Here is a 21,936-nt window from a genome sequence, read left to right as displayed (position 1 = left end):
CGATAGTTCCGATCTTATAGGCGGTCGGAACTTTTTCATTCTATAGGAAAGATTGTTATCGACCGCTGGGTAATAATAAAACAATCCGAGCTCCCACGCTTCAAACTCGTGGAATTAGACACTCGAAGGTAAATAAGATAAAATTGAAAAAAGAATCCATGTACAACTTAAGATACATATGTGGAGGTGTAAAGCACATGGGGGAAAAGAAAACCGTACCATTATTACCACTGCGCGGCTTATTGGTTTATCCGACAATGGTTTTGCATCTGGATGTGGGCCGTGACAAATCAGTACAGGCGCTTGAAAAAGCAATGGTTGATGATCATTTAATTTTTCTTACGACACAAAAAGATGTTGCGATTGATGAACCATCAGAAGAAGATCTTTACCGAATGGGTACATTAACAAAGGTTAAACAAATGTTAAAACTACCGAATGGAACGATTCGGGTGCTTGTTGAAGGATTAAAACGCGCTGAGATTGTTGAATTATTTGATGAAGAGGACTTCTATTCTGTAGAACTGAAAACATACGAGGATCGAGATTCGAAGGATGTTGAAGATGAGGCATTAATGAGAACGATGCTCGAATATTTTTCACAATACATAAAATTATCTAAGAAGATTTCAGCTGAAACGCACTCATCCGTTTCAGATATTGAAGAGCCAGGGAGAATGGCCGATATTATTTCCTCTCATTTACCGTTAAAGCTGAAGGAGAAACAAGAAATACTTGAAACCATTGATGAGAAGGAACGGATGAATCGCGTCATTGAAATCATCCATAATGAAAAGGAAGTACTTAATCTCGAAAAGAAAATAGGCCAGCGTGTTAAGCGCTCGATGGAAAGAACTCAAAAAGAATACTATCTTCGTGAGCAAATGAAGGCGATTCAAAAAGAGCTCGGTGACAAAGAAGGAAAAACAGGCGAAGTTCAAGACCTTACTGAAAAAATCGAGCAAGCTGGTATGCCTGACCATGTAAAAGAAACAGCACTGAAGGAGTTGGGTCGTTATGAAAAGGTTCCATCTTCTTCCGCAGAAAGTGCAGTTATTCGCAATTATATTGATTGGCTCATTTCTCTGCCATGGACAAAGGCAACCGAAGATGATTTAAATATTAAAAAGGCTGAAGCGATTCTAAACGAAGACCATTATGGACTTGAAAAAGTGAAAGAGCGAGTATTGGAATATCTCGCAGTTCAAAAACTCACAAATTCGTTAAAGGGCCCGATTCTTTGTCTTGCCGGACCTCCGGGAGTGGGGAAAACGAGCTTAGCACGCTCGATTGCAAAGTCATTAAACAGGAATTTTGTGCGGGTTTCCCTTGGTGGAGTTCGAGATGAATCTGAGATTCGTGGTCATCGTCGTACATATGTTGGAGCGATGCCAGGCCGAATCATACAAGGAATGAAAAAAGCGGGAACGATTAATCCTGTCTTTCTTTTAGATGAAATTGATAAAATGTCAAGTGATTTCCGAGGAGACCCATCTGCGGCTATGCTTGAAGTGTTAGATCCAGAACAAAACCATAGCTTTAGTGATCATTATATTGAAGAGACGTATGATCTATCGAAAGTGATGTTTATTGCAACTGCAAATAATTTAGGAACAGTTCCAGGTCCACTTCTCGATCGAATGGAAGTCATTACAATTGCTGGATATACTGAAATCGAAAAAGTGCATATTGCAAAAGATCATTTACTTGCACGGCAAATAAAAGATCATGGCCTGTCAAAATCACAGCTGCAAATTCGAGATGAAGCAATGCTTGATATCATCCGTTATTACACGCGGGAAGCAGGGGTTCGCTCACTTGAACGGCAATTAGCGACCATTTGCCGAAAGACGGCACGAATTATTGTTTCTGAGTCGAAAAAGCGCGTCGTTGTCAATGAAAAAAATCTAGGTGACTTTTTAGGGAAAAAGAAATTCCGCTATGGAGAAGCAGAAATGGAAGACCAAATAGGGGTAGCAACTGGATTGGCGTACACATCTGTTGGCGGAGATACGTTACAAATTGAAGTTTCGCTTTCTCCAGGGAAAGGCAAGCTCGTTCTAACTGGAAAACTAGGAGATGTCATGAAAGAATCTGCACAAGCTGCCTTCAGCTATGTTCGTTCAAAAACGAAGGAGCTTGGCATCGATGAAGATTTCCATGAGAAGCTAGATATCCACATCCATGTTCCTGAAGGAGCGACACCAAAGGATGGGCCATCGGCAGGAATCACAATTGCTACTGCGCTTGTATCAGCACTTTCTGGGAAACCAATTCGTCGTGAAGTCGGCATGACAGGAGAAATTACGCTTCGTGGCCGTGTGTTGCCGATTGGTGGATTAAAGGAAAAAACGTTAAGTGCCCATCGTGCAGGATTAACGAAAATTATTTTACCAAAAGATAACGAAAAAGATATTGATGATATTCCAGAAAGTGTCCGTGAGCAGTTACAATTTGTTCTTGTTTCTCATGTTGATGAAGTTCTCGATCATGCGCTTGCTGAGGAAGTACGTCAATGAAAATTACGTCAGCTGAAATTATTATTAGTGCGGTAAGACCTAATCAGTACCCAGAAGGGAACTTGCCCGAATTTGCGCTTGCCGGCCGATCGAATGTCGGCAAGTCTTCTTTCATTAATAAGTTGTTGAATCGCAAAGCATTAGCAAGAACTTCTTCAAAACCAGGAAAAACACAAACATTAAACTTTTTTTTAATCAATGAAATGTTTTATTTTGTCGATGTCCCCGGCTATGGATATGCAAAAGTTTCGAAAACGGAACGCGAAGCTTGGGGAAAAATGATTGAAACCTATATCACCTCAAGAGAACAATTAAAAGCAGTCGTATTAATTGTCGATCTGCGGCACCCGCCATCTGCTGATGATAAAATGATGTATGACTTCCTGAAATATTATGATATTCCTGTCATTGTCATAGCAACAAAGGCGGATAAAATTCCGAAGTCAAAATGGCAAAAGCATTTGAAAATCACGAAAGAAACATTAGAATTTGATGAAAAAGACGCGATGATTTTATTCTCTTCTGAAACCGGAGAAGGGAAGGATAAAGCTTGGAGTATTCTTAAAGATTATATGAATAAATAAAAAGGAAGGACCTGATGCGCTACAATCGTGTTGCATCAGGTCCTTCCTTTTACGAGTTAGTGTCTATTTTTGTTTTTTACTAATAAGTAAAGTCCCAATAAGATAAGCAGGATTGGCCAGTGATTTAATATAGGGTTGGTAGCATTGTTTACACCAATGAATTGTGCCGTTAATTCATCATAAAATAACAGAATAGCGGCAAGAATAAGGAAAAGTATACCATGGACTAATCCGACGCCAAGCTTTTGATAGCGTAGCATAAATGCTAAAGAAATGATTAATAAAAATGCACCTAAATGGTCCGGCCAAATTTGAAGTCGACCAACAACAAGAAGATGAATGCTAAAACCCAAAAAAATGACACCAGGTAAAATGGACTCATAATTCTTTCCCCAATATCCATGCACTAAAAACGCTAATCCGACAATTCCAAGCAAAGTGGGCCACGTATGGAATTGTTCAAATAAAATGAAACCTACTTGCTGGGAGTAATAATAGAAACCAAACCCGATTAAGAGGATTCCAGGGATGATGTTGATGTTTTTCATAGATTACCCACTTCCAGTTTAGCTTACTTGAATTCTTGCCGAAATTTTGGTACGTTACATAAGAAGAATGTCGATTTTTATACACTTATTTATCATTAAACCAGAATAAACCCTTTCCTGGCAATTGTAATCATTTATTGTAAGGAATAAAGTGTGTGATGACCTTCGACAGATGTTCACAATTTTGTGAAGTTTATTACGTTTTTTAATGTTATTATAGTGCTAGTGTGAAGACAAATAGAGGGGGATTTTACAAAAATGCATATAATCGTAGTTGGCCTTAACTATCGAACAGCCCCTGTTGAAATTCGGGAAAGGTTAACATTTGATGAATCAAATTTAAAGCAAGCAATGGAGACACTTCAAACGAAGAAAAGTATACTTGAAAATGTCATCATTTCTACCTGTAACCGAACGGAAATTTATGCTGTCGTAGATCAGTTACACACGGGCAGATATTATATAAAAGAGTTTTTAGCTGAATGGTTCGGATTAGTAGCAAACGAGTTTACACCATTTTTATTTGTTTATGAACAAGATGGAGCGGTTGAACATTTGTATAAAGTGGCCTGCGGGTTGGATTCAATGGTGCTTGGAGAAACACAAATTCTTGGACAAGTTCGTTCGAGCTTTTTTATTGGACAAGAAGAAAAGACGACAGGAACGGTGTTCAATCATCTTTTCAAACAAGCAGTAACAGTAGCGAAGCGTGCTCATTCTGAAACCGAGATTGGTGCAAATGCTGTTTCGGTTAGCTATGCGGCGGTTGAATTGGCTAAAAAGATTTTTGGCTCGCTGCAAAATAAGCATGTGCTCATTCTTGGAGCAGGAAAAATGGGAGAACTTGCAATTCAAAATTTACACTCAAATGGTGCGAAAAAAGTAACGGTCATTAATCGCACCTATCAAAAAGCTGCGGATTTGGCGACTCGTTTTTCGGGTGAAGCGAAGACGTTAAAGGAGCTGCAATGCGCACTTACTGAAGCAGATATCCTCATTAGTTCAACTGGTGCAAAAGACTATGTAATTACAAAAGAAATGATGGATGCGGTTAATAAGGTCCGTAAAGGCAAACCGTTATTTATGGTTGATATTGCGGTACCGCGAGACCTTGATCCACAGATTGCAAATTTGGAAAATACGTTTTTGTATGATATTGACGATCTTGAAGGAATTGTAGAGGCAAATCTTCAAGAACGAAAAAAAGCGGCAGACAAAATTATGTTATTAATTGAAGAGGAAATAGTCCTTTTTAAGCAGTGGTTAAACACTTTAGGAGTTGTCCCGGTTATTTCTGCACTTCGTGTGAAAGCGCTCGAAATTCAGCAGGAGACGATGAATAGTATTGAACGGAAGCTTCCGCATCTTTCAGAGCGTGATAAGAAAGTTCTCAATAAACATACGAAGAGCATTATTAACCAGCTTCTAAAAGATCCGATTCTTCAAGCGAAAGAGATTCCTTCTAGAAGGGATGCGGACGAAGCGCTTGATCTGTTCGTACAAATCTTTAATATTGAGCAGCTCGTTGCTGAACAAAAAGGATTGAAAACGTCTGAAACAGAAAAGGCTATTGTACCGGTGCCTCAGGCTTCCTATCAAACGTAAGCGAGGTCCTGTCCTATGTCTGATGTATTTCTGACCCGCTTGCACGAACTGACGATTGTCGTTTACGCTGCAAGTGTCCTTTTATACTTTGTTGACTTCCTAATTAGTAACCGGAAGGCAAACCAAATTGCCTTCTGGTTACTTGCATTTGTCTGGCTTTTGCAAACGCTGTTTTTAATTTTATATATGATTGAAACAGGACGATTTCCTGTTTTGACTTTATTTGAAGGTTTGTATTTTTATGCATGGATATTAGTAACGCTTTCGCTCATTATCAATCGTTTGCTGAAGGTTGATTTTATCGTTTTTTTTGCAAATGTGCTAGGTTTTATCATTATGGCCATTCATACATTTGCACCAGCACAATCGGATATGAATGTGATTGGCGATCAACTCATTTCTGAACTACTGCTCATTCATATTGTGATGGCGATTCTATCCTATGGTGCCTTTTCGCTATCTTTTGTGTTTTCGCTTCTCTATCTTTTACAATATGAGTTGCTGAAAAGGAAAAAATGGGGAAAACTACTTTGGAGAATTGCCGATTTATCTAAACTAGAAAAGACATCTTATATATTAAATATGATTGGTGTACCGCTACTCCTTCTTAGTTTAATCTTAGGCTTGCAGTGGGCTTGGATTAAGATTCCTAGTTTTCATTGGTTTGATGCAAAAGTACTCGGCTCTTTTATCGTTTTTGCTGTCTTTAGTATTTATCTATATTTACGGGCTGGACGCGGAATTGCCGGGAAATCACTCGCACTATGGAATATAGGTTCTTTTTTAGTTGTATTAATTAATTTTTTCTTATTTGGTCAATTATCTTCTTTTCATTTTTGGTATAAGTAATTAGGAGGCTTTTCATGAGAACAATTGTCGTAGGATCAAGACGTAGCAAATTAGCATTAACCCAAACGAACTGGGTAATCAATCAATTAAAGAGCCTAGGAGCACCTTTTGATTTCCGTGTAGAAGAAATCGTGACAAAAGGGGATAAAATTCTCGATGTCACTCTTTCAAAAGTTGGTGGCAAAGGGCTGTTTGTTAAGGAAATTGAGCAAGCGATGTATGATAAGCAGATTGATATTGCCGTTCATAGCATGAAGGATATGCCTGCTGTCCTCCCAGAAGGGCTAGTGATTGGCTCGATTCCCGAGCGGGAAGATCATCGCGATGTGTTAATCTCTAAGGGAAATACGCCTTTAAATGAGTTGCCAAGTGGGTCGGTGATTGGGACGAGTAGCCTACGACGTAGTGCGCAAATTCTTGCGAAACGGCCTGATTTAGAAATTAAATGGATTAGAGGGAACATCGATACGCGGATGTCCAAGCTGCATGCTGGCGAATATGATGGGATTATTCTTGCGGCTGCTGGATTAAAGCGGATGGGCTGGGCCGAGGAAACGGTTACGGAGTTCATAGACCCAGATATATGTGTTCCAGCAGTTGGACAGGGGGCATTAGCGATTGAATGTCGGGAAGATGATAACGAGTTACTTGAGTGGCTTGAAAAATTCACTTCAAAAACGACAGCTGCTGCCGTTAATGCAGAACGGGCATTTTTAGCAAAAATGGAGGGAGGCTGCCAAGTTCCAATAGCGGGTTATGCGGATTTAAACGAAAATGCTGAAATTACGCTTACGGTTCTTGTTGGCTCTCCTGATGGGCAAGTCATTTATAAAGAAATGGTTACAGGAACCAATCCGCATGAAGTGGGTGAACGAGCGGCTGATTTACTAAGTAGCCAAGGTGCAAAAGAATTGATTGACAAGGTGAAGCAGGAGTTAGATAACGAATGACATCAGCTCCTCCGCTGCAAAATAAACGGGTGATGATTCCTAGAGGGGAAAAGCATGCGCAACCTTTTTCGGAATTGGTAAAAAGGCTAGGAGGGATTCCAGTTGAAATCCCTCTCATTGCTTTTCGGCCTACTGCTGTATCCGAACAGTTAGCAACGACCTTGAATGAAATACATACATATGATTGGATCGTCTTTACTAGCAATGTCACAGTTGAAACCTTTTTTGATTTATATCAAAGTGTGGGGTATCGTTTTCCAAAGGTGGCTGCCATCGGAGAGAAAACACGGCAAACACTGTTAGAAAGAAATATCAAAACGGACTTTATGCCAAATGAATATGTCGCTGAAGGGTTTGTACACGAATTTCTACCTTATGTATCAGCGGGAATGCGGGTTTTTATCCCGAAAGGAAACTTAGCCCGAGCTTATATCGCCACTTCGTTAAAAAAACGGGGGGCGTTTGTGAAAGAACAGGTTATTTATGAAACTTATTTTCCTGAAGAAAGTAAAGAGAAACTAGAAAGATTGTTGAATGATGAACAAGTCGATGTTTTAGCCTTTACAAGTCCGTCGACAATTGATCATTTTATGGAAATCGTAAAGAAGCATCATTTCGAGGCGAAAATTTCTAGTTGTGTTGTCGCCTGCATTGGTCCGGTTGCTAAAAAGAAAGCAGAGGAATACGGTTTAACCGTACATGTTTGTCCAAACACATATACCGTTGAAGAAATGATGAATTCGGTTGTCAACTATTTAATTAAGAGGGAGGACTGAAAATGAATCATTTACCATTTTCTCGCCATCGTCGCCTGCGTCGTAGCGCGTCAATGAGGGCGCTTGTAAGGGAAAACTTCCTGCGTCTTGAAGATTTAATTTATCCGTTGTTTATTTTAGAGGGAGAAAAGAAGCGGGAAGAAGTACGCTCAATGCCTGGTGTCTTTCGTCTATCAATCGACCAATTAAAAGCAGAAATGGATGAATTAGTTCAACTCGGAATAAAATCTGTGCTCTTATTTGGAGTACCTGATGAGAAGGACGAATGTGGGACACAAGCTTATCATGATTATGGAATCGTTCAAGTAGCAACACGCTTCATTAAAGAAAATTATCCAGATGTAGTCATTATTGCCGATACATGTCTATGTGAGTACACCGACCATGGTCATTGTGGATTAATTGAAAATAGTGATGTGGTGAACGATGCTTCACTAGAACTATTAGTAAAAACGGCTGTAAGTCAAGCGGAAGCAGGGGCAGATATCATTGCTCCGTCTAATATGATGGATGGCTTTGTTGCCGCGATTCGTGCAGGACTTGATGAAGCCGGTTTTGAAAATATTCCAATCATGTCATACGCAGTAAAATACGCATCGGCTTTTTATGGTCCTTTTCGAGATGCAGCGGATAGCACTCCGCAATTTGGTGACCGGAAAACGTATCAAATGGATCCAGCGAATCGTCTTGAAGCGATGCGTGAAGCAGAGTCTGATGTGGACGAAGGAGCGGATTTCCTAATCGTCAAACCGGGTATGCCGTATCTTGATATTGTTCGTGACGTCAAAAACAATTTTAATTTGCCAGTTGTTATTTATAACGTTAGTGGTGAATACTCGATGGTGAAGGCAGCCGCTCAAAATGATTGGATTGATGAAGAGAGAATTGTCATGGAAATGCTGACAGGCATGAAGCGAGCAGGAGCGGATTTAATCATTACTTACCATGCAAAAGATGCTGCTCGTTGGTTAAAAGAACAATAAAACGGGATAGTGAGGGATAGTTCATGCGATCTTATACAAAATCAGTTGCCGCCTTTGAAAAAGCAAAACCATTGATGCCTGGTGGTGTCAATAGTCCAGTTCGTGCATTTAAATCGGTCGATATGGATCCGATTTTCATGGAGAGAGGCGAAGGTTCGAAAATTTACGATATTGATGGCAATGAATATATTGATTATGTTTTGTCCTGGGGACCACTTATTTTAGGACATGCGAACGAACAAGTGGTTGAATCACTTAAAAAGAGCGTTGAGTGGGGGACAAGCTTTGGAGCTCCTACTGAATTAGAAAATAAAATGGCTGAACTTGTGATTGAACGGGTGCCATCAATTGAAGTCGTTCGGATGGTCTCGTCTGGAACGGAAGCAACGATGAGCGCCTTAAGATTGGCAAGAGGCTATACGAATCGGGATAAAATTTTGAAATTTGAAGGCTGTTACCATGGTCACGGAGATTCGCTATTAATTAAGGCGGGCTCAGGTGTTGCCACTCTTGGACTGCCTGATAGCCCAGGCGTTCCGGAAAGCATTGCCCGAAATACGATTACAGTCCCTTACAATGATCTTGCAAGCGTTCAATATGCGTTTGAACAGTTTGGAGACGATATAGCGGGTGTCATCGTTGAACCGGTTGCCGGAAATATGGGGGTCGTTCCGCCTATCCCAGGTTTTCTAGAAGGCTTACGTGATGTAACGACACAATACGGTGCGTTATTGATTTTTGACGAAGTAATGACTGGGTTTCGTGTTGGTTATAACTGTGCCCAAGGTTATTATAATGTCACGCCTGACTTAACCTGTCTTGGAAAAGTCATTGGGGGTGGTCTCCCTGTCGGTGCTTACGGTGGCAAACGAGAGATTATGGAACAAATTGCCCCAAGTGGTCCGATTTATCAAGCGGGAACACTTTCAGGCAATCCGATGGCAATGACAGCTGGTTATGAAACATTAAGTCAACTTACACCGGAGACGTATCAAAATTTTCAGCAAAAGGCAGACCTTTTAGAAGCAGGTTTAACAGCTGCTGCGGAAAAGTATGACATCCCAATCTGCATTAATCGTGCAGGCTCAATGATTGGCTTCTTTTTTACAAATGAAAAGGTCATTAACTATGAAATAGCGAAAACGTCTAATCTTGATTATTTCGCCAAGTATTATCGCGAAATGGCCAATGAGGGAGTGTTCTTACCACCTTCTCAATTTGAAGGTTTATTCCTATCAACAGAACATAGTGAAGAAGACATTCAAAAGACAATTGTTGCGGCCGAAAAGGCTTTTTCAAAGCTTAAAGATTAAGTCCGTAAAAAACCCATCCTTCCATGAAGGATGGGTTTTTATCATATTCAAGCTATTTAAGTCATACAGTGTAAATGACTTAGTGATTTTATGCTTGTGAATTGAAAGGAGGAGTCGCTTTGTCTACGGGAAATCAATCATGCTTGCGCTTTTCTCTTGAGGAATCGATCTGGTTCCAAAGAGGACAGGAAGTCGCAGAGCTTATCTCTATTTCTTTAGACCCGAATATTACCATCCAAGAAAATGATCAATATGTGACGATTAAAGGTTCGCTCGAACTGAACGGCGAATATAAATGCGAGGAACAGGAAATGGCTGAACAGGCAGAGCAGCAAGCAACAATACGTGAAGTTCAAACGGTTCTGGTACGAGAGGAGGGGGTATTTGAATTTCTTCACCGTTTTCCAGTCGATATCACGATTCCGCAAAATCGTATTGAAAGCATTTATGATATTGACATCACGGTTGAATCTTTCGACTATGATCTTCCAACGAAAAATAGCTTAAAGCTATCAGCTGAATTGGCGATTACAGGTTTGTATGGGGATCAACAACATAACGGTGCAGAAGAAGTTGTAGTCGAAGAGCGTGAGGATGGCGTGAATGATCATTCGCTTCATAGTCAGTTAGAGGAGGCTGAAGCAGAGTCAGCTTTTCGTCAGTCAGTGTCAGAAGAATTTAGCTTAGCTTCAGATGAAACAATGACGGAGGAAACAGAAGTTGCTGATGACGAGTCCTTCGAAACTCCTAACCTATATGAGCCATTCCGGGCCGAAGCAAAGAAAGATCCGCAACCAGCTGGAGAAACGGAAGCTGAACCTGCTCTTTCACGTCAAGTGCCTTCCCCGGATGAAGAACAACCGACGGAATCGGAGATCATTGATGTTTCGCCTATCTCAACCTTAGAAGAAACAAAACCGAGAGAGGACGTTACCCTCATCGATTTCGTAAGACAGGAAGCGAGTGAGCCGGTGCAAACTGAAGGTCCTGTTATTAAAGAAAAGGCGCAACTTGAGGTAGTGGCAGAGGAAGAGGAAAGTTCAAGCTCATCTTCGCATGATGATGGGAAAGCGAAGGGGAAAAAAGTGACAAAGAAAAAAGGCCTGTCGATTGCCGAGTTTTTAGCGAGAAAGGAAGAGACAGAAGTGGCGAAACTTCGCGTTTGTATCGTCCAACAGGATGATAACATTCAAAAAATTGCGGATCGTTATGAAGTCTCTGTCCAACAATTAATCAATCACAATCATCTTGGCTTAGATCAAGATGTCACTGAGGGCCAAGTATTATATGTTCCCGTTGAATATGCGAAAAGATAAGTTTTTTTCTAGAAGAGGGCAGGTAATTTTACCTGCTCACATCTTTTTTTAGCAAGAGAGGGTGCGGTGAATGTGATGGAGAATGATCACACAACATTAAATGTCCTGAGGAACTATGCAATTCACCCTTATTATATAGAGGATCATGGGAAAATAAAAAAAATTTATGCTCAATCAGGGGCGTACGCACTTAAGAAGATTGACCCTCATCACGGGATGGACTTCATTCGACATGTCCAATTTCTATTTCAGAAAGGGTTTAACCGAGTTGTTCCTATTTTTCCAACAGGCGATGGCCGTTATGCGATTTATGAAAACCGCGGATTATATTATTTAATGCCATGGCTGGTTAATGATGAAAAAGAGAATCGGGATGAACGCCCACTGCAAATGTTTCGCGAATTGGCACGGATGCATACACTAACCGCTAAAGAGCTAGAAGTGAGCAGTGAAGAGCGTGAGGAACATTTTGAAAAAACAATCAAGCAATGGGAAAAGGACGAAGAATTTTTAAATGGATTTATTGAAGTATGTGAAAACGAATGGTATATGTCTCCTTTCCAACTCAATTTTTGTTTATATTATAATAGTATTCGCCAAGCGATGGGGTTTGCGAAAGAAAAATTCAAAAATTGGTATGAAAAGACGAAGGAGGAAAAGAAAGCGAGAATGGTGCTTTTACATGGTCACCTTTCGACCGAACATTTTTTATACGATGAAAAAGGCTATGGTTACTTTACAAACTTTGAAAAAGCTAGATTTGGTTCCCCATTTCATGATTTACTTCCTTTTATGTCCCGACATTTGCGGGTTCGGCCAAAACAGTCTGAAGAATGCGTCGAATGGGTAAACACGTATTTGACTTATTTCCCGATGAAGGAGGAGGAACGGCTGCTGTTTTTAAGTTATCTAGCCTATCCAACAGGCCTGTTGAAAACAGTAGAAACTTTTCATATGGAAAAGAATAAATTGGATGAGAGGAAGTTTGTGCAGAAGCTACAAAGGCATTACTGGCATTTAAAAAATACCGAGTATGTAGCGATTAGATTGGAGGAAATTGAGCGTCAGAAGCAAGCAGCGGAGGCTAAGAAGCAATCAGAACAAGAAGGAGCCCAAAGTGACTGAATCCTTGGGCTCTTTTATATGATTTGCAGATGGAGGGCAACAGCGATTAAGATCAATGTCGCAAGGAAGAGAATGTCAAAGCTTGTTGGAAATAGAAGGGTCCTGATTCCTTGAAAGACACAAAAAGGAATGGAAAATTGAGCAACAACAGCGCGGAAATTTTTTAACCAGCGTGGATAAGTATATGGATTATATCTTCTTCGCATCGAGAATCCCCCTTAGATGGCTATTTCACAGATGAACGGGCAGCAAACGCCACACTGATGGCAATGATTCCTTTTTATAAGTGTATGAGAAGGAAGTAGGAAAAGTACCTAAATATGCTGATTCATGTAACGTTTCATCTTGAGGATGTATAGTTTTAAAAAAAGTTGGCAAGGATGATTGACGTCCTTAACCTTTTTTATGTACTATAAACAGTAGAATTGAATGATTAGTTGCACTGACAGGGAAGAGTACGGTGTCAACCTGCTTCAAGAGAGGGAAATCATTTGCTGGAAGATTTCCTAAGTAGGCAATCGGAACGTCGCCCTCGAGCTTCTTTAGTGAAAAGACGGATGTCTTAGTAGTTAAAGACGGAGAGAATCCGTTATTTCTTTGAGCGCCAATCTGAATTTTGATTGGAAAAAAGGTGGTACCGCGAATCGCACTCCATTCGTCCTTTTATTAGGCGAATGGAGTTTTTTGTTTTATAGAAATGCTAATCAGGAGGAAAGAATCATGGAAGAGAACTTAGCAATGCCAACTAAATATGATCCAGCATCAATTGAAAAGGGGCGTTATGAATGGTGGTTGAAAGGGAAGTTTTTCGAAGCGAAAGATGATGAGCAAAAACAGCCATACACAATTGTCATTCCGCCGCCGAATGTTACTGGAAAATTGCATTTGGGCCATGCATGGGATACGACATTGCAAGATATTTTAACGAGAATGAAACGAATGCAAGGCTATGATGTCCTGTGGTTGCCAGGAATGGATCATGCAGGAATTGCCACACAGGCAAAAGTTGAAGCGAAGCTTCGTGAAGAGGGAAAAAGCCGCTATGATCTCGGGCGTGAGAAATTTCTTGAAGAAACATGGAAGTGGAAGGAAGAATATGCAGACCATATTCGCCAGCAATGGGCAAAGCTAGGACTTGGGCTTGATTATTCACGTGAGCGATTTACTTTAGACGAAGGATTATCAACAGCGGTTCGTGAGGTCTTTGTTGAATTGTATAAGAAAGGTTTAATCTATCGTGGGGAATATATCATTAACTGGGATCCTTCGACGAAAACAGCGTTATCGGATATTGAAGTCATCTACAAAGACGTACAAGGCGCTTTCTATCATATGAAGTATCCACTTGCCGATGGTACTGGTTCGATAGAAGTCGCAACTACACGACCAGAAACAATGCTCGGTGACACGGCTGTTGCTGTCCACCCAGAAGATGACCGCTATAAACATTTAATAGGCAAAACGGTTATTTTACCGATTGTCGGACGTGAAATTCCAATTGTCGGTGATGATTATGTCGACATGGATTTCGGTTCAGGAGCGGTGAAAATCACCCCAGCACACGACCCGAATGATTTTGAAGTTGGCAATCGCCATAATTTAGAACGCGTGCTTGTTATGAATGAAGATGGAACGATGAATGAAAGAGCGGGTAAATACAATGGCATGGATCGTTTCGAATGCCGCAAACAGATTGTCAAAGACTTGCAAGCAGAAGGTGTGCTGTTCAAAATTGAAGAGCATATGCATTCAGTTGGTCATTCTGAACGAAGCGGGGCTGTAGTCGAGCCATATTTATCAACCCAATGGTTTGTTAAAATGCAGCCGCTAGCGGACGAAGCCATTAAATTGCAGCAAAAAGAAGAAAAAGTCCATTTCGTACCTGATCGATTTGAGAAAACATATTTACACTGGATGGAAAACATTCGCGACTGGTGCATTTCAAGGCAGCTTTGGTGGGGACATCGGATTCCTGCTTGGTATCATAAACAAACAGGCGAAGTATATGTTAATCACGAGCCACCAGTAGATATCGAAAATTGGGAACAAGATAAAGATGTGTTAGATACATGGTTCAGCTCGGCTTTATGGCCATTTTCAACGATGGGCTGGCCAAATGAAGAAGCGACTGATTTTAACCGTTATTATCCTACGGCTGCACTTGTTACTGGTTATGATATTATCTTCTTTTGGGTATCGCGGATGATTTTCCAAGGGCTTGAGTTCACTGGAGAACGACCATTTAAAGACGTGTTGATACATGGCCTTGTTCGTGATGCGGAAGGACGCAAAATGAGCAAGTCGCTTGGCAACGGAGTCGATCCGATGGATGTCATTGATCAATATGGTGCGGATTCCTTGCGTTATTTCTTATCGACAGGAAGTTCGCCAGGCCAGGATTTACGCTTCTCTTATGAAAAAGTCGAGTCAACGTGGAATTTTGCCAATAAAATTTGGAACGCTTCACGATTCGCGTTAATGAATATGAACGGCTTAAAGTTTGAAGAAATTGATTTGAGTGGTGAAAAATCAGTAGCTGACAAGTGGATTTTAACTAGACTAAATGAAACGATTGAAACAGTAACAAGGCTTTCGGATCGCTATGAGTTTGGTGAAGTTGGCCGCGTCCTTTATAACTTTATTTGGGATGATTTCTGTGATTGGTATATTGAAATGGCAAAGCTCCCGCTATATGGGGAAGACGAAGCAGCGAAGAAAACGACAAGATCGATTTTAGCTTATGTACTTGATCACACAATGAGATTATTGCATCCATTTATGCCATTCATTACTGAAGAAATTTGGCAGAACCTCCCACATTTCGGAGAGTCCATTACGGTTGCTGACTGGCCTAAAGCAAATGCTGAATTAACTGATGAAGCAGCAGCTGCTGAAATGAAGCTGCTTGTCGAAATCATTCGCTCGGTTCGTAACATTCGCGCGGAAGTAAATACGCCATTAAGCAAGAAAATTAAGATGTTCCTCAAGGTTAAGGACGAACAAATTCTTACTGTTGTTGAGAAGAATCGTGCCTATATCGAGCGCTTCTGTAATCCAGAAACACTTGAAATGGGTCTCGATGTCGAAGCACCTGACAAGGCAATGACCGCCGTTGTAACTGGTTTGGAGATTATTCTTCCGCTCGAAGGTCTTATCAATATTGATGAGGAAATTGCCCGCCTTGAAAAAGAACGCGAAAAGCTAAATAAAGAAGTTGAGCGTGTTCAGAAAAAATTAAGCAATGAAGGCTTTGTGAAAAAAGCGCCAGAAAAAGTGATTACTGAAGAACGTGCCAAGGAAAAAGACTATCTTGAAAAACGAGCGGCTGTAGAAGCGCGAATTCAAGAACTAAAAGGCTAAATAAGAGTTATAATAAGGGAGACGAGTCCCCGTTCGGATTCGTCTCCTCTTTATTTTTTAAACTAGACGGGGTGTCAATCATGATTACTACTTATAATGAAGCTCTTGACTGGATTCATGCCCGCTTAAGACTTGGAATCAAGCCAGGGTTAAAACGAATGGAATGGATGATGAACAAGCTCGGTTCACCACATTTAAAAGTAAAAGCCGTTCATATTGGCGGTACGAACGGTAAAGGTTCGACGGTTACGTTTCTTCGTTCGATATTAGAAGCAGGCGGCTATACAATTGGCACCTTTACATCGCCTTATATCGAAACATTTAATGAGCGAATAAGTGTCAACGGTGAACCACTAAACGATGATGACCTCATCCATCTCGTCAATAAAATCAAGCCGTTAGCGGATGAATTGGCAGAAACCGATCTCGGCGGACCGACTGAATTTGAAGTCATTACCGCGATGGCCTTTTATTATTTTGGTGAAATTCGTTCTGTTGACCTCGTTTTATTTGAGGTTGGTTTAGGTGGCCGATTTGACTCGACCAATATTATCGAACCGATTGCTGCAATTATTACGAATATTGGCCTCGATCATACAAATATCCTAGGCAACACATACGAAGAAATTGCCTTTGAAAAAGCAGGAATTATTAAACCACTCACGCCTGTTTTTACAGCTGTTCAGCAACAAGAAGCATTAAAAGTGATTGAGGAGCAAGCAAACAAAAAGCAAGCGCCCCTCAATCGGTTACAATGTGAATTTTCAATCGTTGCCCATCAATCTGCGCCTAAAGGTGAGAAATTCACACTTATTGCCGAGAACGATGAGTGGCGTGATTTAGAACTATCAATGATTGGGAAACATCAAACAGAAAATGCAGCGCTTGCGGTCATAACAGCCCGCTATTTACACGAGCAAAAAATCGTCTCGATTGACTACGAAGCCATTAGAAGTGGTCTCAAATGTGCTTACTGGCCAGGAAGGTTTGAAATTTTATCGGAACAGCCATTTGTGATCATCGATGGTGCGCACAATGAAGAAGGAATTGAGCGATTATGTGCGGAGTTAAAGAACCGGTATGCCGATAAATCGATTCATATTGTTTTTGCTGCTTTACGGGATAAAAAGTTAACGACGATGATTGCGAAGCTCGATGAAGTCGCTGAGCAAATCACGTTCGTTTCATTTGATTTTCCACGTGCGGCTACCGCGGAAGAGTTAGTGAAAATGAGTTCCTCAAAACATAAACTAGCGGTCGATGATTGGTTTGCCTATTTTAGCGAAGAAATCGAGCGAAAAACAGAAAACGATGTCTTTGTCATCACCGGATCGCTTTATTTTATTTCAGCTGCGAAACCTTATTTGCATAAAATGTTAAATAGGAACAAAGTTTCAATAAAACCGTAAAAGACACATAAGAAAAGGGTGACGATTCGTAGGAGGAATCACCCTTTTTTTGTTTTTCACTAGGTATATTTTCATAATTTCATTCTATTGAAAACCGGAAACCATACTGTTAAACTGAAAAAAGGAAAGAAGAAATTATGATGTTTCAACGTTTTCATTATTATCAGCATATAGTTTTTTACGACTCTTTAAGGAATGATTCCCTATGAACAAAAAGGGCTTTACATTAGTAGAAGTTTTAACCGCAATTGTTATTCTTTCAATTATTACCGTTTCCCTCCTTTCCATGTTTATCCAATCGTCACGTTCAACCCGTCTATCTGAAAATATTTTAGATGCAACCTATGTTGCTCAGTCACATATGGAAGAACTAATTCATGTAAACAAATCCTCGCAACCAGGATCATTAATTGAGTTTGCTGAGCTCTTAACAGAGAAAGAGGGCTATTTTCCAGACAGCGACTGCAGTCAATGTTACGGAAAAACGACCCCACAAGATGAACGATACATCCTCGTTCAAGTTAGTCATTATTCTACCAATCTCGGAAAACTCGTTGTAAAAGTATTTAATAATGATACAAAAGCGCGGCAAGAAGCACAAATGGAGACATTATTACAATGGAATCAAAGATAGGTGATCAATTTGATAAAAAATGAAAGAGGAATTTCACTAGTAGAAGTGTTAACTGTCCTTGCTTTGCTTTCAATCGTGCTCCTTCTTGCAAGTTCTCTTCATTTATTTGGTCAAAAGCAATATGTTAGCCAAACGGATGAACTTCATATCCAGGCAAATGAACGATTAGCGGTGAATATGCTCATAAAGGAAATACGCAAAGCAGATACAGTTGAAGTCGATGCAATCCAGCAAATATTAATCATTAATGGCACAGATCAATACATGCTTGATGGAACGGAGTTGAAAAAAGGATCACAAATCGTAGGAACAGACATCAGCGAGTTTAAAGTTGAAATGTCTGGCAATCAAATTCGCTTAAAAGTAGGAAGTATGCCGGAAACGACGATTTATGTGAGAGAGTAGGCGATGATAATGCAGAAAAATAAATTTGCCAATAATGAGCAAGGAATGGCTTTAATCGCTGTATTACTCGTGCTTGTCGTCCTTACTTTGCTCGGAATGACGATTATGGGTCTTGCTGCCTCAAACGTGAAAATGACTTCAGGCGAACGAAACTATCAGTCTACTTATTATATTGCCGAGGCAGGGCTGACCGCTAAGTTAAATGAAATCACTTCAAAAGTAGGTCTAATATATGAAACGACAGGAGAAGCAGGCTTTTTTGATGCAATTGAGGAATTTGTCGGAATCACGATCTATGACGAGCTTTTTGACCGTTCATTTGGCCACCAGCCAGAAGCAATCGTTGAAATTAGCGATACGGCAAATACAATTACTCCTTTTAGTAAAGGATACACAATCACTTCTACAGGGAAAATAGACAATAAGTCGAGAACGGTACAAGCATCATTGACGATTAACTGGAAGCCAAGAAGCAGCATTAAGCTGCCACCTGATACAGTATTGTTTACCGTAAGTGAGCTCGAAATGCAGCTCTCAAATACACAGATTCAATTAGATGGAAATATCGTTGCTAACGGTCCAATTAAGGCGACAGGTAACCATCGACCACCCACTGAGAAGTTGATTGAAAATGCGAATCTTGGTGCGGACATTCCAAACTTCCCGGTGTTTACAATTCCATTAAGTGCCGAGAATTGGACTGCCGACACCCTGTTATTGGAAGAAGACAAAGCCTTTAATCGCATCATTGTCTCGCAAGATCAGACGTTAACGATTGATGTCGGTAATCGCAATCGCAGCATTTTAGTCGACACTCTTGAGCTTGGAACGAATGGGAAAATAAATATCGTCGGTTCAGGAAAATTAGCGATTTACGCTAAAAATATTCAAATGGCAAGTGGTACGGTCATCAATGTTGGTGGCGATATCAATCAGCTGTATCTGTATTTAGAAGGGCATGGGAATGAGTTAAACAATGGAATGATTTACGGTTCGATTTTCGCGAAAAATGCCAACTTAATTTTGGGTAATAGTAGGGGGATTCAAGGTCATGTGATCAACCTTGAAGGGGGCATTGATTTTAGCAGTGATAGCAATGTTGCAAAATTGATTTTTGCTCCAAATGCTGAAATCTTTGCGAAGTATAGTATCACTGGAACAATCATTGGCAGAACCTTTAAAACGACTGGGAATGACCATCAGATTGTATTCAAGGCAGCAAATATTGATTATGAGCATTCACCGTTTTTCATCGATGATGGCGTCTTTGACCCGACAAACCTAGAGCTTATGACAGTTGGACCAATTAGAGAAGTTTCAGATTGGTAAAAAATGAGGATCTTCGTTTAGGTAAAAAGTTTATTTTTTGCGAAGACCCTCTTTTTTATGGGGAAAATCAATAGAAAAAAACATTGTGGAAATGTAAATAGTAGGATAATTTCCCTATTTTATTTGCTTAATCTAGTTCAAAAGTGATTGCCATTTCGGTACAATAAGACAAAGGAGAATTTTGTCAAAATAGGAAGAAAGATAGAATTTTATGTCAGGAGGGGGCTTAGAGTGGAAAAATTATTGTTCTCCGCCGTTGCTTTACTCATACTAGTACCAATTATTTATTTTTTACCACTCGGCTTTACTTTTAAAGGGAAAATACGAATTCTTGTGGCGGCACTTTTTATCTCCCTTTTCTCCGCCTTTACTGCTCCAATTTTCGCTTCATGGCAAACAATCGTCATCGCCGTTTTATTAATCTCTTTAGTCAGCTATTTAATGGCAAAAAAGAGTACGAACGATGTTGAGCCAACCGAAGAGCGAGAAACGGAAGAAGAGGAATTAGAAAAACGCCCTGTGCAAGATGGTTTTTCGAATGAAAGAGAGCAGATGAATAAAGATGCTGAGATTGAAAGTCTTGTTTTTGATATGGAAGTGCAAGAAAAAAATCAAACGTTGTTCCGAACTGAAAAAGAACAGCCGACCATAGGTGAATTAGACGAACTTCATGAGCTCAAGTTTGATGACAAGTTCTCGGTCGATGAAGCTCCGAAAGTAGAAACAATCGAGTCTGAGCTGGATGAGGACTTTTGGGAACGTCTCATGGAAGGGGACGAATTAGAAATTCTTGAAGAAAACAGGGAACCGGTTGGCAGGAAATAACCGCTGGTCACGATTAAAACGCTGTTGGGGGAATAAAAGTGAAAAAGCAGCAACAGGGAATTAAATTATTTGTCGTCCTTTTAATTAGTACACTCTTTATTTTTAGCTTTTCCCATTTCGGTTCGCTGGCATTTTCTGCGATGAAAGCGGATAGCGGACGTTTTATAGCTGGAACGACGATTGCAGCAATTGATGTAGCAGAAAAGTCGCACGACGAAGCAGTCATCCTGCTGCTTGATCAAATCGAAAATTGGCGGGAAAATACAACGATTATATTGAATTATAAAGAATTAACATCAACCATCAATACGGAAATCTTCCATTTTGATGTCTCTATATCTGTTGAAAAGGCAGTGAATGGTGAAAAGAACAACCTCATTGTTGCCATTGATAATAATGCCTTTCGTGCTGAAATGAATGAGATTTCTCAGGCCATCGTTTTCGACGAGGCAGAAACGAAAAAGGTCGAGAACGAACTGAAACAATTCGGGGAAAGTTTATTGACTGGAGAACATCAACTTTCACTAAACAAAACACTAGAAGTCGATAGCGAAATTGAAGTCCTTGCGGAAACGACGCTGCCGCTCACAAAAACGAGCATGTTGATGGGAGAATGGGTAAATCAAATGTCGCCGATCCATGTTCCAACAAACGCACAAGTTTCCTTTTTGCAGCATATCGATGAAAAGCAGTTGTCATCGGTTCCGGCTGAGGTGTTAAGCATGATCGCTACAGCTGTCTATGAAACGGTTTTGGTAACGAATTTTTCAATCGTTGAAAGACATATCGGTCAGAAGCTTCCGGACTATGCCGAACTTGGTTTTGAAGCAAAGGTCAATCGCGATCAGCGACTAGATTTTGTGTTTGCGAATTTAAACAATCTTGAGTATACGATCGAGCTCAGCTGGGAACGTCCTAACTTAATTGTTCAAGTGAAAGGGAGTCCGTATCTTTACAAATACAAAGTGGAGAAACGCAATCACGAAGAGTTCAAGCCGCGGACGATTATCCAATATAGTCCCCAGCTTCGCCCAGGCGCAACAACCGTAAAAGAACGTGGCAGCAACGGAGTCGTTACAACGATTGTACGCAAAGTTTACGATGAAAATGGCCAGTTTTCACGGGAAGAGTTCCTTTCGGAAGATTATTACGCCCCAGCGGAACGGATCGAGATTCATGCTTTAAAGGCTGAAACGGCAACTGAAAACAATGATTCATCGAATGAGCTAGCTGGTAATCCAGGCGAAGAACCTCTTGTGGACGAACCTAAGGAAAATTCGCAAGCGGAAGATGACGGAAAAATAGAAAAAGAAAAAGAGGCGAATAAAAAGACCAATCAGCGAGATGACAAGTTTTGGGGAAAACCAAATGAAGCAGAAAAATAATGGTTTGAAGCGGTGATATAA

At 40.4% G+C, this 21,936-nt stretch carries 19 protein-coding genes and 1 other annotated feature; of the genes, 17 read left to right on the top strand and 2 right to left on the bottom strand.

Translation table 11 applies throughout. The features are described 5' to 3' along the window. The first annotated feature begins 197 nt into the window (after nt 1-197). Both lon and yihA read left to right on the top strand, forming a co-directional pair. Nucleotides 198-2,519: an endopeptidase La gene (gene lon, locus GNT69_RS09210; RefSeq protein WP_203554650.1), complete on the top strand. Its 2,322-nt coding sequence runs from the start codon at nt 198-200 to the stop codon at nt 2,517-2,519. Then, nucleotides 2,516-3,103, top strand: a complete 588-nt coding sequence (yihA, locus tag GNT69_RS09205) for a ribosome biogenesis GTP-binding protein YihA/YsxC (protein WP_203554649.1) — start codon at nt 2,516-2,518, stop codon at nt 3,101-3,103. Before lon ends, yihA begins: the two co-directional genes overlap by 4 nt. A 56-nt stretch (nt 3,104-3,159) precedes the next feature. On the opposite strand, the gene GNT69_RS09200 is transcribed toward yihA, so the two are convergent. Continuing rightward, nucleotides 3,160-3,651 carry a LiaI-LiaF-like domain-containing protein gene (locus GNT69_RS09200; protein WP_203554648.1) on the bottom strand — a complete coding sequence of 164 codons (492 nt, stop codon included), beginning with the start codon at nt 3,649-3,651 and terminating at the stop codon, nt 3,160-3,162. 258 nt (nt 3,652-3,909) lie between these two features. Here GNT69_RS09200 and hemA point away from each other — a divergent pair, with 258 nt between their 5' ends. The 8 genes from hemA to ysxE all read left to right on the top strand — a co-directional run bounded on the left by hemA (nt 3,910) and on the right by ysxE (nt 12,568). Further along, complete coding sequence (hemA, locus tag GNT69_RS09195; protein ID WP_203554647.1) at nt 3,910-5,256, top strand: glutamyl-tRNA reductase; 1,347 nt, start codon at nt 3,910-3,912, stop codon at nt 5,254-5,256. Nucleotides 5,257-5,271: 15 nt separating this feature from the next. Beyond that, complete coding sequence (gene ccsA, locus GNT69_RS09190; protein ID WP_203554646.1) at nt 5,272-6,105, top strand: cytochrome c biogenesis protein; 834 nt, start codon at nt 5,272-5,274, stop codon at nt 6,103-6,105. A 14-nt stretch (nt 6,106-6,119) separates the two neighbouring features. Further along, complete coding sequence (hemC, locus tag GNT69_RS09185) at nt 6,120-7,055, top strand: hydroxymethylbilane synthase (protein WP_203554645.1); 936 nt, start codon at nt 6,120-6,122, stop codon at nt 7,053-7,055. Beyond that, entirely contained in the window at nt 7,052-7,831 is a 780-nt protein-coding gene (locus GNT69_RS09180; RefSeq protein WP_203554644.1) for a uroporphyrinogen-III synthase, read from the top strand. The genes hemC and GNT69_RS09180 overlap by 4 nt, the downstream gene beginning before the upstream one ends. Before the next feature lie 2 nt (nt 7,832-7,833). Next, nucleotides 7,834-8,814 (top strand): porphobilinogen synthase, encoded by a 981-nt coding sequence (hemB, locus tag GNT69_RS09175; RefSeq protein WP_203554643.1) that lies wholly within the window; start codon nt 7,834-7,836, stop codon nt 8,812-8,814. A 23-nt stretch (nt 8,815-8,837) separates the two neighbouring features. Further along, entirely contained in the window at nt 8,838-10,127 is a 1,290-nt protein-coding gene (hemL, locus tag GNT69_RS09170) for a glutamate-1-semialdehyde 2,1-aminomutase (protein ID WP_203554642.1), read from the top strand. Between the two features lie 119 nt (nt 10,128-10,246). After that, complete coding sequence (gene spoVID / locus GNT69_RS09165) at nt 10,247-11,443, top strand: stage VI sporulation protein D (RefSeq protein WP_203554641.1); 1,197 nt, start codon at nt 10,247-10,249, stop codon at nt 11,441-11,443. Between the two features lie 75 nt (nt 11,444-11,518). Then, entirely contained in the window at nt 11,519-12,568 is a 1,050-nt protein-coding gene (gene ysxE / locus GNT69_RS09160; protein WP_203554904.1) for a spore coat protein YsxE, read from the top strand. A 14-nt stretch (nt 12,569-12,582) separates the two neighbouring features. On the opposite strand, the gene GNT69_RS09155 is transcribed toward ysxE, so the two are convergent. Continuing rightward, nucleotides 12,583-12,774: a hypothetical protein gene (locus GNT69_RS09155; protein ID WP_203554640.1), complete on the bottom strand. Its 192-nt coding sequence runs from the start codon at nt 12,772-12,774 to the stop codon at nt 12,583-12,585. A 227-nt stretch (nt 12,775-13,001) separates the two neighbouring features. Further along, nucleotides 13,002-13,234, top strand: a binding site (T-box leader). Nucleotides 13,235-13,288: 54 nt separating this feature from the next. On the opposite strand from GNT69_RS09155, the gene GNT69_RS09150 reads away from it, so the two are divergent. The 7 genes from GNT69_RS09150 to GNT69_RS26015 all read left to right on the top strand — a co-directional run bounded on the left by GNT69_RS09150 (nt 13,289) and on the right by GNT69_RS26015 (nt 21,915). Next, entirely contained in the window at nt 13,289-15,928 is a 2,640-nt protein-coding gene (locus GNT69_RS09150; RefSeq protein ID WP_203554639.1) for a valine--tRNA ligase, read from the top strand. 80 nt (nt 15,929-16,008) lie between these two features. Further along, nucleotides 16,009-17,337 (top strand): bifunctional folylpolyglutamate synthase/dihydrofolate synthase, encoded by a 1,329-nt coding sequence (locus GNT69_RS09145; protein ID WP_203554638.1) that lies wholly within the window; start codon nt 16,009-16,011, stop codon nt 17,335-17,337. 205 nt (nt 17,338-17,542) lie between these two features. Then, nucleotides 17,543-17,971: a type IV pilus modification PilV family protein gene (locus tag GNT69_RS09140; protein WP_203554637.1), complete on the top strand. Its 429-nt coding sequence runs from the start codon at nt 17,543-17,545 to the stop codon at nt 17,969-17,971. A gap of 9 nt (nt 17,972-17,980) precedes the next feature. Further along, complete coding sequence (locus tag GNT69_RS09135; protein WP_203554636.1) at nt 17,981-18,376, top strand: prepilin-type N-terminal cleavage/methylation domain-containing protein; 396 nt, start codon at nt 17,981-17,983, stop codon at nt 18,374-18,376. A 9-nt stretch (nt 18,377-18,385) separates the two neighbouring features. After that, nucleotides 18,386-19,705: a PilX N-terminal domain-containing pilus assembly protein gene (locus GNT69_RS09130; RefSeq protein ID WP_203554635.1), complete on the top strand. Its 1,320-nt coding sequence runs from the start codon at nt 18,386-18,388 to the stop codon at nt 19,703-19,705. Between the two features lie 231 nt (nt 19,706-19,936). Beyond that, a complete protein-coding gene (locus tag GNT69_RS09125; protein WP_203554634.1) occupies nt 19,937-20,530 on the top strand; it encodes a phage holin family protein in 594 nt (197 codons plus the stop codon). Nucleotides 20,531-20,568: 38 nt separating this feature from the next. Continuing rightward, complete coding sequence (locus GNT69_RS26015; RefSeq protein ID WP_203554633.1) at nt 20,569-21,915, top strand: G5 domain-containing protein; 1,347 nt, start codon at nt 20,569-20,571, stop codon at nt 21,913-21,915. The last annotated feature ends 21 nt before the right edge of the window (nt 21,916-21,936 follow it).

The organism is Bacillus sp. B15-48, assembly GCF_016879755.1.
In the GTDB taxonomy this organism is placed as follows: domain Bacteria; phylum Bacillota; class Bacilli; order Bacillales; family Cytobacillaceae; genus Mesobacillus_B.
Note: the sequence above shows the minus strand (reverse complement) of the source record. Positions and strands in the feature narration are given on the sequence as shown.